This is a genomic window from Micromonospora sp. NPDC049645, assembly GCF_040675155.1.
Classification (GTDB): domain Bacteria; phylum Actinomycetota; class Actinomycetes; order Mycobacteriales; family Micromonosporaceae; genus Micromonospora.
This window is the reverse complement of record NZ_JBFAOI010000004.1, coordinates 120,747-132,857: the sequence shown is the minus strand read 5'-3', so window position 1 is coordinate 132,857 and position 12,111 is coordinate 120,747. Positions and strand designations below refer to the sequence as shown.

Sequence of the window (12,111 nt, the reverse complement as noted above, 5' to 3'; positions counted from 1 at the left end):
GAGGACGACGTGCGCGACGCCGAGATCCTGGTCGGCTACGACGGCTCCACCGACGCCTCGATCGCCCTGACCTGGGCCGTCGAGGAGGCCCGGCACAGCGGCCAACCGGTGCGACTGGCGTACGTCTTCGAATGGCTGACCGTGGCCAGTTGGGTCGGTCCGGGCGTGGCGCCCGGTGTGTGGCCCGACGACACCGCCCGCCGGCAGGTGGACGACCTGGTCCGCAAGGCCGCCGCGGACGCCGCCGCGGCCAACCCCGGGCTGACGATCACCGGCGAGGTGTACGACGGGCCGCCCGCGCTGGTGTTGCAGGAACGCTCGACCGAGGCCAACATGCTGGTGCTCGGCAGCCGGGGTCACGGTGGGTTCGGCGGCCTGCTGGCCGGGTCGACGGCGGTGTCGGTCGCCGCGCACGCGCACTGCCCGGTCGTGGTGGTGCGGGACGGAGCCGGCGGCGCGGTGTCCGACCCGTCCGGCGGCCCGGTGGCGGTCGGTGTGGACGGCTCGCAACCCTCGCTGGTGGCGCTCGGCTTCGCGGCCGAACGGGCGGCGCAGCGGCGGGTACCGCTGCGCGTCCTGCACGCCTGGACACCCGGCCCCGGCGGCGCGGCCGGGGTGCCCGACGAACGGGCCGCCGTGGAGCAGGCGTTGGAACCGTGGCGGCGAACGTTCCCCGAGCTGGCCGTGACCGTCGACCTGGTGTCCGCCAGCCCGGCGGCGATGCTGACCGAGGCGAGCCGGCAGGCGCGGCTGGTCGTGGTCGGCAGCCGGGGTCGGGGTGGGCTGGCCGGCATGCTGCTCGGCTCGGTCAGCCAACAGCTCATCCAGCACGCCAACTGCCCCGTCGCGGTGGTCCGCGAACGCTGAGGCTCAACCGGGGCGGGCGCCGGGTGCTCGTCCAGGATGCAGGAAAGCCGTTCCGGGGCATGGTCAACAGAGCCGCCGATTGCGAGACTGCTTCAATCTGCGTCGGCACCGGCGATCGAGGCTCCTGATGTCCAGCACACCGCTGTCCCTGCCGCAGCCATCCGCGCGGGCACCCGAGTTCGGCCGGGACGCGCTCATCGTCTGCGAGAACCTGGTGCGGATCTACCAGACCGGTTCGATCGAGGTGCAGGCACTACAGGGGCTGGACCTGGCCGTGGAGAGCGGTGAGCTGGTCGCCGTCGTCGGCGCCTCCGGGTCGGGCAAGTCGACACTGCTCTCCATCCTGGCCGGCATCGACGCCCCCACCGCCGGACGGGTCCGGGTCGACCGGTGGAACCTGCTGACAATGTCCCGCGCGGACCGGGTGGACTACCGGCGGCACACCGTCGGGTTCGTCCGCCAGCAGACGGCGAGCAACCTGATCCCCTACCTGACCGCACGGGAGATGGTGGACCTGCCGATGACGGCGGCCCGCACCCCGAAGGCGCAGCGCCGGGAGCGCGCCGCCGAACTGCTGGACAGCCTCGGCGTCGCCGACTGCGCCGATCGGCGGCCCGGGCAACTCTCCGGCGGGCAGCAGATGCGGGTCGCGATCGCGGTGGCGCTGGCCAACCAGCCGCGGGTCCTGCTCGCCGACGAGCCGACCGGCGAGCTGGACGCCGCCACGTCCGCGGAGGTCTTCGGTGTGCTGCGAGACGTCAACCGGCGTTACGGCGTCACCGTCGTCGTGGTGACCCACGACCCGGAGGTCAGCGGCCAGGTCGAACGGACCGTCGCGATCCGCGATGGGCGCACCAGCAGTGAGGTGCTGCGCCGCAGCACCATTGACGCGGCGGGCGACACGCACATGATCGCCGAGGAGTACGCCGTGATGGACCGGGCCGGACGGGTCCAGGTGCCCCGCGATTTCCGCCAGGCGCTGGCGCTGACCCGACGGGTCCGGCTGGCCCTGGAACCCGACCACATCACGATCCGCCCCGATGCGGGAAACGGCGAATGAGTAGCGAGCCGCTGCTCAGCGTGCGCGGCGTACACCGGCGCTTCCGCACCGGGCCGACCGTCGTTAACGCCCTGCGCGGCGTGTCGTTCGACGTGGCCGCCGGTGCCATGGTGGCGCTCGTCGGCCGGTCCGGCTCGGGCAAGACCACCCTGCTCAACGTCATCGGCGGCCTGGACCGCCCGGACGCCGGCACCGTGCACGTCGACGGCACGAACGTCACCGCGCTCGACGAGGACGGCCTGTCCCAACTGCGGCGCGAGAAGCTGTCGTACGTCTTCCAGAGCTTCGGGTTGATCCCGGTGTTGTCGGCCGCGGAGAACGTCGCCGCCCCGCTGCGGCTGGCCCGCGTCGCCCCGGCGCAACGCGAACGGCGGGTCGAGTTGCTGCTGGAGCTGGTCGGCCTGGCCGACCACGCCCGGCAGCGGCCGGCCGAGCTGTCCGGCGGCCAGCAGCAGCGGGTGGCGATCGCCCGCGCGCTGGCCGCCTCGCCCCGGCTGCTGCTCGCCGACGAGCCCACCGGGCAACTGGACGCCGAGACCGGCCTGTCGGTGATGGCCCTGCTGCGCGGAATAGTGGAATCCGAAGGCGTCACCGTACTGGTGTCGACGCACGACGCGGTGATGATGGCCCTGGCCGACCGGGTGATCCGCATCCACGACGGGCACCTCGACGACCAGGTGGCCGGGCAGTCGTACGAGCCCGTGCCGGACGTCAGGTGACGCGACGATGCTGAGGCTGGTCGGCCGGCGCGCCCACGCGCAGTGGCCGCTGCTGGCAGCCCTCCTCGGGGTCGTCACGCTGGGCGCGACCCTGCTGGGCACCTGCACCCTGCTGGTCACCCGCACCGCCGAGCGGGCGCTGGAGGTCGCCATGGCCCGCGCCACCCCCGCCGCCGTCGACGTGACCGTCTACACCGGCACGGTCGAGGGTCGGGACGCGCCGTCCGTCGCCGCCGACACCCGCAGCGTGGTGGCCTCCGCGCTCGCACCGTTCCCGGTGACGGCGACCGCCCGGGCGTCGACGGTGCTGCGGGCACTGCCGCCCGCGCTCGCCCCGGGCACCACCGTCCCGGCCCAGGCGTACCTGTCGGGACTGGACGACCTGCCGGCCCGAGCCGAGCTGCTCGCCGGGCGCTGGCCCCGGCACCCCGGCGACGCGGTGCTGCTGGAGTCCACCGCCCGACTGCTCGGCCTCACCCCCGGTCGCCGGGTGCGCCTCGGCGCCGAGTTGGCCCACGCGCCCGTCCCGGCCATCGACGTGACGGTCGTCGGTGTGGTGCGCCCGCTGCCGGGGCGCGGCTGGGACCGCGACCCGTTGTCCGCGGCCGGCTCCGCCACCGGCTACCGGGACGGCCGCTTCCTGCAACCGGTCAACGCCTACGGCCCGTTCCTCGTCGACCTCGCCGACCTGATCACCACGGGCGCCACCCTGGACCGGCTGGAGGTCACCGCCCATCCGGACCTGTCCCACGCCAACCGCCGCGACCTGGAGGCCGTGGCCGAGGGCGTCCGCGACGCCGACCGCCGGCTGGCGGGCACCCTCGGCGACCGTGTCCAACTCGCGCGTGTTGCCTCCGAACTGCCGCTGACCCTGCGGGCCGCCGACGACCAACGGCACGTCACCGCCGCCGTCGTGCTCGCCATCGCCGTCCTCGGCGGTGTCCTGACCGCGACGGCACTCGTCCTCGCCGGCCGGCTGACCGCGGGCATACGCGCCGACGAGACCGCCCTGCGGTCCGCCCTGGGCACCAGCCGTCGCCAACTCGCCGCCACCGCGACACTCGAGGCCGGGCTCGTCGCCGCCGTCGCCGCCGCGCTCGCGCTACCGGCCTCGTCGGCCCTGCACGCCGGACTGACCCACCTACCGCCGCTGGACGACGCCGGCCTGACCGTCCGACCGGCCGTCACCGCCGCCCAGATCCTCACGGTCACCGGCGGTGCGCTGGTGCTCGCCGTCGTGCTCACCGTCCTGGCGATCCAACCCGTTCCTGCGGCCGGCGACCGGCGCACCCGCCGGGAACTGCTGGCCCGATCCGGCCTCGACCTGATGCTCACGGTATTCGCCGCCACCGGCTGGTGGCAGCTGTACGCGCAGCCCACCGCCGCCAGCCCACGCGCCGACGCGGTCCGGGTGCTCGCGCCGGCGCTGCTGCTGACCGCGGGCGCCGCCCTGGCGCTACGGGTGGTACTTCCCGCCCTGCGCGGCGCCGACCGGCTGGCGTACCGCGCCCGCGGGCTGGCGTTCCCGCTGGCGGTCGCCGGGGCCGCCCGCCGACCCCAGGCGGTCGCCGCCGGGCTGCTCGTCGGGTTGGCCTGCGCGGCGGCGACGTTCGGCCTCGCCTTCGACAGCACGTGGCACCAGTCGCAGCGCGACCAGGCCGCGCTCTCCGTCGGCACCGACCTGGCACTCACCCTCGGCACGGCGCCGGTGGCCGGCGACGGCGCGGTCGTCAGCGCGGCCACCGCGGGGGCGGTGAGCCCGGCCTTCGACCGGGGTACCGCCGTCGGTCAGTGGCTCGGCACCGCCGGCGGCGCGCCGCGACTGGTCGCCGTCGACACCACCCGCGCCGACGCGCTGCTGCGCGGGCCGCTGGACGGCGACCGCGGCTGGGCGGACGTGGGTGCCACGCTGGCGCCACGCACCCCGGTCACCGGCCTCGCCGTTGCGCACGGCGCCCCACTCGTCCTGAGCGGAACCGCCGCCGGCGACACCCCGCTCACCGTGACGCCCCGACTGCTGTTGCAGGACGCCACCGGCCTACGCACGTCCTGCGCCGGTCCCGCCGTACCCCTCGACGGCCGGGAGTTCCGACTGCCCGACTGCGCGCCGGCCGACGGGCTGCGCCTCGTCGCGGTCGCCCTGCCGGTCGCCACCGACGCGGTCGGCGGACCCGTCGCCGTCGCCGTCACGCTCACCGTGCCACCCGACGGTTCGGCGCGGAGCCCCACTGGCGGATCCGACTGGACCGTCACGTCCGCGCCGCCGGTCCCGAGCAGGTTGCGCGACCCGACCGTCACGCTGTCCGCCACGCCGGCGGGTACCACGCTGCGGATGGCCGCGACCGTCGAACTCGGCGGCGCCGAGGACGCCGCCCGGACCCTCGTCGCCACCGCCTTCCCGAACCCCGGCCCGGTGCCCGTCGCCGTCTCCGCCCGCTTTGCCGGCGAGGTCGGTGTCCACACCGGCAGCCAACTCAGCGTCACGGTCGGCACCACGCCCGTCCCGATCGTCGTCGCCGAGGTCGTACCGACCGTCCCGTCCGCCCCCGGCGCCGCCGCCCTCCTGGCCGACCTGGACACGCTGTCCCGGGCACGGGTCGTCACCGGCGACCTGACGTTCCCGGTCGACGCCTGGTGGGTCGGCCACCCCGCCGGTCCCGCTGCCGTCGAACGGGCCACCGACCTGCACCTGGGCACCGTCACGACCCGCGAGGCGGAGACCGCCCGTCTCACCGGCGGCCCGCTGCGCGTCGGGCTGCCGGCCGCGCTCCGGCTCATCGTCCCGGCCGCGGCCCTGCTGCTGCTCGCCGGCGTCGTCCTGCACGTCACCTGCGATCTACAGATCCGCGCCGTCGAGGTGGCGCGGCTACGTGGCCTGGGGATGTCCCGGCGCGGCATCCGGGCCGTGCTGCTCGGCCAGCACGCCGGCGTTCTGCTGCCGCTGCTCGCGGTCGGCGCGGCCGTCGGCGCGCTCGCCACCCGCGTCGTCGCTCCCCTGCTCGTACGCTCCGACACCGGCGCCGCGCCCGTTCCGGCCGCCCAACCACACTGGCCGTGGCCGGCCGAGGCCGCGCTGCTCGCCGCACTGCTGGCCGGATGCGTACTGGCGGTCGCCGTCGTCGTCACCGTCCAGGTCCGCCGGGCCGACGCGGCGCACCTGCGGGTGACGCCGTGAAGCGGTGGCTGACCCGCCGGTGGCCGGCGCCGCACTGGCCCAGCATCTTCGGCCGGGCCCGTACCGACGTCGGACCGCTGCTGCTCACCGCCGCCGTCATCGCGGCCGTCGCGCTGCTCGCCGGGGCCGTGCCGGCGCTGCTCCGCGCCGCCGCCGACGACGCCGTCCAGGACACGGTCCGCCGCGCCGGCCACGACTCGAACGTCCTCGCGTACGCGGCCTGGGAACGCGACGACGGGCCGACCGGTGGACGGGTCCGGATGCCCCGCCTCGCCGCGGACGTCGACGACTTCCGCGCCCGCGCGACGTACGCGCTCAAACCCGACCTGGACGCCGTGCTGCTGCCGCCCATCGCCGTCGTCAACGGCCCGATCCTCAGCATCACCGACGGCAGCCTGCCGCGTACCTTCCAGTTCACCTACCTGGCCGACGACCTCGACGTCCCCGACGTGACCTGGGTCGCCGGGAGCGCTCCAGGCCCCGCCGTCCGCGACGAATACGTCGAGATCGCCTACGACGGACCGCCCTGGCCGGTGCAGGTCGGCCTCTCCGAGACCGACGCCGCCGCACTCGACCTCGGCCCCGGCGATCGAATCCCGGTCAGGGACGGCGAGGGCCGCGCCAAGGACGTCCGGATCAGCGGGATCTACCGACCGGTGGACAGCGCCGACCCCGCCTGGCGACTCGCCCCGGCGCTCCTGAACCCCATTCCCGGCGCCGACGGCGTGGGGACCACCCGGTTCGCCGGCCTGCTGTCACGTGAGTCCCTACCGGACGCCCGGCTCGCCGTCGACGAGGACCAACTGCGGCGCGCCGTCCACTTCGCACCCGAACCCGACGCGCTCACCTGGGACGCCACCGCGGCGCTCGCCAGCCAGGTGGTCCAGCTCAAGGCGGCCTCCGGCTCATCGAGCGTCCGCGACCAGTCCCTGCGGTGGGAATCGCTACTCGACACCGCCCTGCGCGACGCCCGCGCACGCAACAACGCCGCCTTCGCACAGGCCGCCGCCCTGCTCGCCGGGATGCTGACCGTCACCGTACTGGTCCTGCTGCTCGCCGCCGACCTGCTGGTCCGCCGCCGCGCCCCGGCGCTGAGCGCCGCTCGGCAGCGGGGGGCGGCGCTACCCGACCTCGGTACCGAACTGATCATCGAGTCCACCGTGGTGTCCCTGTCGGCCGCCGCCGTCGGGCTCACGCTCGCCCACGCGGCCGCTCCGGGAATCCCCTGGACCTGGGCCGTTCCCGTGGTCCTGGCCGGTGCCCTCGGCGGGCCGGCGTTCGGCATCCTCGCCGCCGCCCGCGCCAGCCGCGACCGGCGTCAACCCGCCAACCCGGCGGCTCGGCGCTGGATCCGGGCCACCGGCCAGCTGCGCCGCGCGGCCGTGGAGGCCACCGTCCTGATCGCCGCGGTCACCGCCCTCGTCACACTGCACCAGCGCGGGCTCCTGCCCGTCGCCTCCGACGGCGACACCGGTGAGCTGACCGGAGACCTGATCCTGCCGATCAGTGCCCTCACGCTGGGCGCGCTCGTCGGCGCGCTCGTCCTGGTCCGGCTGCTTCCCCTCGGGGCGCGATTCGCGCTTCGACAGGCCCTGCGCTCGCGCCGCCCGCTGGCCGTGTTCGGTGCCGCCCAAGCCGCCACGACGGCCGGGCGCGCGCTGCCGATGCTGGTTCTGGTCAGCACGACCGCGCTCGCGTCGTTCGCGCTCATCCTCGGCACCACCGTCACCCGGGGTATGGCCGACGGCGCGTGGAGCACCGTGGGCGCCGACGCCCGCCTCGACGTCGGCGCCGACGCCGCGGCCGCCACCCCCGTACTCGCCGAGCGCATCGCCGCCGCACCCGGAGTGGAACAGGTCGTCGTCGCGCAGGTGACCGACTCGGCACCCGTCTTCACCGAGTCGACACTGCTCACCCCACGCCTGGTCATCGTGGACACCGCCGCGTTCCAGCGCCTGCTGGCCACCACCCCGCTGCCCGATGCGCCGGCGCTGGCCCGCCTCACGGCACCCGCTCCCGGCTCCGGGGACGTACCGGCGCTGGTGCGTTCCAGCGACGGCGATCTGCGGACCGGCATGCGACTGAAGCTGCCCCGGGACGACGCCCCGGCGATCCGTCTCGCCGCGGTCGGTACCGCTCCCTCCGTCGGCGGCACCAACGACGTCGTCATCGTGGACGCCGCGGCCGTCGCCGGCGCCGGGCTGCCCGCCGCTGCGAATACCGTCTGGGTGACCGGGCCGGGCGCGGCGCGGGCCGTGGCGAACACCGGCGTCGCCGCCGACGTCGTGCTGCGCGCGGATGTCCTGCGGGCGCAGCGGGTGGCTCCGCTGACCGGGGGGCTGCTCCGGCTGGCGTGGACGACCGCCGCCGTACTGCTGGCGCTGGGGCTGCTCGGCCTCGCGCTCGCCGCCGCCGCCGGTGCGTCGGAGCGGTGGCAGACCCTGACCCGGCTGCGGACCCTCGGCCTGCGGCCACGCGACGCCCGCTGGGTCGCCACCGGGGAGTTGCTGCCGCCGGTCGTGGTCGCCGCGGTGTCCGGCCCGCTCCTCGGGGCCCTGCTCGCACGCCTGACGCTCGGCCCGCTCGACCTGCGGCTGCTCACCGGCCAGGCCGCCGACCCGGCGGCGGTCCTGCCGTGGTGGCTGCTCGGCCTGGTGAGCGTGGCGCTGCTGGCGGCGGCAGCCACGGTCGTACCTGTCGAGTCGGCGCTGCGGCGACGCGACCGGCTGAGCGAGGTACTGCGCGCCGGCGAGTGACCGGTGAGGGGCTATGCCCGGTGTACGGAAACACCAGACCAGACATTGATCTTGTCTGATCTGGTGTGCCTCAGCGAAACCCTGGTGGGCGATACTGGGTTTGAACCAGTGACCTCTTCCGTGTCAAGGAAGCGCGCTCCCACTGCGCCAATCGCCCGTGGTGGCCCCGTGGGGCGGATCGCGAGCGGACGACGGGATTCGAACCCGCGACCCTCACCTTGGCAAGGTGATGCGCTACCAGCTGCGCTACGTCCGCACGTCCCCGACAAGCGCCGGCGACAGGTGAACTCTACCCGATGCCAAGATCGCTTGGCACGGCACCCTGACCGGTCGTGGTTGCGCTGGTTCCCGTCGGGGTACTGAAGGGCTCGACAGCACACCACATCCCCCTAAGGAGGCTGTCGTGGGTATCGGCACCAGCATCTTCCTGATCGCGCTCGGCGCGATCCTCACCTTCGCACTGGACGCCAGCGTCGGCGGCATCAACCTCGACGTGGTCGGCTGGATCCTGATGGGAGCCGGCGTACTCGGCCTGATCATGACCACAGTGATCTGGGGTCGACGCCGCCAGGTCGTCACCACCACCGAACAGCCGGTGGAGTACCGCCAGGTCGAGGAGCGGCGGGACATCGCGCCTCCGCTGTGACCCGACCAGTTCCCAGCGCTGGCGCAGCCGGTGGATCACACCGGGAATCCGGGCCGGCCACCTTGCTCGAAGGCGGCCGGCTCGTCGCATCCCGGGCCCGCGCGCGGCGGAAGGCACCACCGCCGAGCGCACCGCTCCGCACCGCATCAGCGCATCAGCGCATCAGCGCATTGAGCGTGCCGTAGTCGAGGGCGTCCGCCAGCGCGCCGTACGTGCCCGCGCCGAGCGCCTCATCGGCCGCGCGACGGGCAACCGTGTAGGCGGCCTCCGCGACCGACGAGCCGAGGCTCACCCGGGCCACCCCCAGCCGGGCCAACTCCCGCACCGACGGCGCGCCCGGCCCGGCCAACACGTTCAGCGGCGCCGGCACCGCCCGCACCAGCACTCGAATGGTCACCGGGTCGACCACCCCGGGCACGAAGATGCCGTCCGCGCCGGCGGCGAGATAGGTGGAGGCTCGGGCCAGGGTCTCGTCGACGTCCGCCACGCCGGTGAGGAACGTGTCGATCCGGGCGTTGACGAAGAGTGGTAGGCCGACCGCGTCGGCCGCGGCCCGTACCGCGCCGATCCGGGCGCACTGGTCGGACACGTCCCGCAACGGCGGGCCGCCCTCCCGTCGGGCGTCTTCGACGTTGACACCGACGACGCCGGCTTTGAGCACCGCCCGGGTGGTCACGCCGACCTCCGTCGGCGTCGCCCCGTACCCCGACTCGATGTCGGCGGTGACCGGCAGGGACACGGCGGCGGTGATCCGACCGACCAGGTCGACGGCCGCGTCCCGGCCGAGGACGTCGCCGTCGGCGGCGCCCAGGCTCCAGGCGACTCCGGCGCTGGTGGTGGCCACCGCACGGACGCCGGCCGCCGCGACGACGCGGGCGCTCGCGGCATCCCAGGCGTTGACCAGGATCAGCGGCGACCCGGGGGTGTGCAGGGATCGGAAAAGTTCGGCTCGGGTGTGGTGTTCGCTCACCCGGCAAGTCTCGGGCGACCCCGAGCCCGGCGGTAATGTTTCAGTCCCAGCTGAATCCACCGGGGGTGCCGTGGTCGCCATCAGCCTCTCGGCGGGCGCCGTCGCCCGCATCCGGTTCGCCGTCTCCTGCCTGTGGGAGGTCGTCGCGAGCGTCCGGGTGCTGCGCGACCCCGGGGACCACGCCGTCCACCTGCCCTGGGTCCGCCGGGTCCGTCCACCACTGGTGGACGCCGGGCTGGCCGGCCCGGACGGCGGGATGCTCTGGCAGCTCGTGCCGGCCTCGCCCGGCTACCTGGCCGACTTCCTCACCCCGCCGCCCACCGGCCTCGTCCCGGACCTGGGCGCCGAACTGGCCGCGCTGCGCGCCACCCCGGCCGACACCGTCCGCGCGCACCTGGACCTGTACCCGGGCGAACGCACGCCAGCGCTCGCCGCCCTGTACGCCGACCCGCCTGCCGGGCTGGGCCGGCTGACCGAGGAGATCGAGGCGTACTGGCGGGTCGCCCTGGCGCCGCACTGGCCCCGGCTACGGCTGCTGCTCGACGCGGATGTCACCGCCCGCGCCCGCATCCTCGCCGAGGACGGCGCGGCGGTGCTCCTCAACGACCTGCACCGGCAGGTCCGGTGGGAGGACGACACCCTGCTGGTGGCGCAGCGGCACTGCCTGGCTCTGGACGTCACGGACGGCCCGGGGCTTGTGCTGGTCCCGTCGGTCTTCGTCTGGCCGTCGGTGCTGAGCGTGTCCGCCGGGGACGCACCGCAGCTCGCCTATCCCGCCCGTGGGCTCGGCACCGTGTGGGAGCGTCCGAGTGGCGTCCCGGAGGCGCTGGCCGCCGTGATCGGTCGCGGGCGGGCCCGGCTGCTCAGCGAACTGACCTCGCCGACCAGCACCACCGAACTGGCCCGGCGCAGCGAGATGTCTCCCGCCGGAGTCTCCCAACACCTCACCGCACTGCGCGCGGCCGGTCTGGTGGTGACCCACCGGCGGGGCCGGAGGCTGCTCAGCGCCCGCACCGACCTCGCCGAGGCGCTGCTCTCCGCGACCGGGTGACCGTGGCCCACCAGCCGGTGACTGGCCGGCCCGCCTCGTCCGGCGTCAGTCCAGGCAGGTGAGCGCGACCTCGGCGTACCGGGTCAGCGCCTCCCGGTCCGGGTTGATGGCGCCCATCACCCGCAGGCCCTGAAGGCTGGTCACCAGGAAGCCGGCCAGGTCGGTGGCGCTGCGGTCGGTGCTGATCCGGCCCCGCAACTGCGCCTCGGCGAGCAGGTCGTAGAGCGCCGACTCCAGGGACTGGGTGGTCGAGCGGAGCCGCTCGGCGACCCGCACGTCCTGGTGCGCCCGTTCCATCGACGCCCCGACGATGAGGCAGGCGAGGTGCCGACCGTCGCCGGTGATGTCGTCCACCGTGCCGATGAACACCTCACGGATGACCGCACGCGGGTCTCTGCCCGAGCGCAGCAGGTCCACCATCGGCGCGGCGTAGCGCTGCCGGTACAGGTCGAGCACCGCCAGGTAGAGGCCGTCCTTGCTGCCGAACGCGGCGTAGATCGAGCCGCTGCCCAGGCCGGTCGCCTCGGAGAGGTCACGCATGGAGGTGCCCTCGTAACCCTTGCTCCGGAACACGTCCATGGCAGCGTTGACCGCGGCGTCGAGGTCGAACTCACGGGTGCGGGCCATGACCGAACGCTACCCGCTATCTGGAACGATCGACAAAGTACCGCCGGTCACAGCACCGGCCTCGACACCTTCGTCCCGGCCTACGCCCGGCTGTCCGGAATCCCGGCCGACGGCGTGCCGGCGACGATCGAGCGGGAGAAGGCGTTCACAGCGCGTCGATCGCGGGGCGACCGACCGACGGAAACCATTGACTACGGCCGCCAGACAGCGTTGTCTTTCCTGTGGCGCCTGGGGAAGGAG

General features: G+C 74.7%; 9 protein-coding genes and 2 tRNA genes. 7 read left to right on the top strand and 4 right to left on the bottom strand.

Annotated elements, in window-relative coordinates; genetic code table 11:
• Positions 1-9: 9 nt before the first annotated feature.
• The 5 genes from AB0J33_RS12195 to AB0J33_RS12175 all read left to right on the top strand — a co-directional run bounded on the left by AB0J33_RS12195 (position 10) and on the right by AB0J33_RS12175 (position 8,577).
• On the top strand, positions 10-867 hold the full coding sequence (locus AB0J33_RS12195) for a universal stress protein (RefSeq protein WP_363612630.1): 858 nt from the start codon (positions 10-12) through the stop codon (positions 865-867).
• A gap of 127 nt (positions 868-994) precedes the next feature.
• Positions 995-1,927 (top strand): ABC transporter ATP-binding protein, encoded by a 933-nt coding sequence (locus tag AB0J33_RS12190; protein WP_363612628.1) that lies wholly within the window; start codon positions 995-997, stop codon positions 1,925-1,927.
• On the top strand, positions 1,924-2,646 hold the full coding sequence (locus AB0J33_RS12185) for an ABC transporter ATP-binding protein (RefSeq protein ID WP_363612626.1): 723 nt from the start codon (positions 1,924-1,926) through the stop codon (positions 2,644-2,646). Before AB0J33_RS12190 ends, AB0J33_RS12185 begins: the two co-directional genes overlap by 4 nt.
• Before the next feature lie 7 nt (positions 2,647-2,653).
• The gene (locus tag AB0J33_RS12180) at positions 2,654-5,821 is read left to right on the top strand and encodes a permease (protein ID WP_363612624.1); all 3,168 of its coding nucleotides are present in this window, start codon (positions 2,654-2,656) and stop codon (positions 5,819-5,821) included.
• Complete coding sequence (locus AB0J33_RS12175; RefSeq protein ID WP_363612622.1) at positions 5,818-8,577, top strand: FtsX-like permease family protein; 2,760 nt, start codon at positions 5,818-5,820, stop codon at positions 8,575-8,577. Before AB0J33_RS12180 ends, AB0J33_RS12175 begins: the two co-directional genes overlap by 4 nt.
• An 82-nt stretch (positions 8,578-8,659) precedes the next feature.
• Here the strand turns inward: AB0J33_RS12175 and AB0J33_RS12170 are convergent.
• Both AB0J33_RS12170 and AB0J33_RS12165 read right to left on the bottom strand, forming a co-directional pair.
• A tRNA-Val gene (locus tag AB0J33_RS12170) sits at positions 8,660-8,734 on the bottom strand.
• A gap of 26 nt (positions 8,735-8,760) precedes the next feature.
• A tRNA-Gly gene (locus tag AB0J33_RS12165) sits at positions 8,761-8,833 on the bottom strand.
• A gap of 147 nt (positions 8,834-8,980) precedes the next feature.
• On the opposite strand from AB0J33_RS12165, the gene AB0J33_RS12160 reads away from it, so the two are divergent.
• Entirely contained in the window at positions 8,981-9,223 is a 243-nt protein-coding gene (locus AB0J33_RS12160; RefSeq protein WP_363612620.1) for a DUF6458 family protein, read from the top strand.
• Positions 9,224-9,377: 154 nt separating this feature from the next.
• On the opposite strand, the gene AB0J33_RS12155 is transcribed toward AB0J33_RS12160, so the two are convergent.
• Positions 9,378-10,193, bottom strand: a complete 816-nt coding sequence (locus AB0J33_RS12155; RefSeq protein WP_363612618.1) for an isocitrate lyase/phosphoenolpyruvate mutase family protein — start codon at positions 10,191-10,193, stop codon at positions 9,378-9,380.
• Positions 10,194-10,263: 70 nt separating this feature from the next.
• On the opposite strand from AB0J33_RS12155, the gene AB0J33_RS12150 reads away from it, so the two are divergent.
• The gene (locus AB0J33_RS12150; protein WP_363612616.1) at positions 10,264-11,244 is read left to right on the top strand and encodes a DUF5937 family protein; all 981 of its coding nucleotides are present in this window, start codon (positions 10,264-10,266) and stop codon (positions 11,242-11,244) included.
• 45 nt (positions 11,245-11,289) lie between these two features.
• Here AB0J33_RS12150 and AB0J33_RS12145 read toward each other — a convergent pair whose 3' ends face one another.
• A complete protein-coding gene (locus AB0J33_RS12145; protein WP_363612614.1) occupies positions 11,290-11,871 on the bottom strand; it encodes a TetR/AcrR family transcriptional regulator in 582 nt (193 codons plus the stop codon).
• Positions 11,872-12,111: the final 240 nt, after the last annotated feature.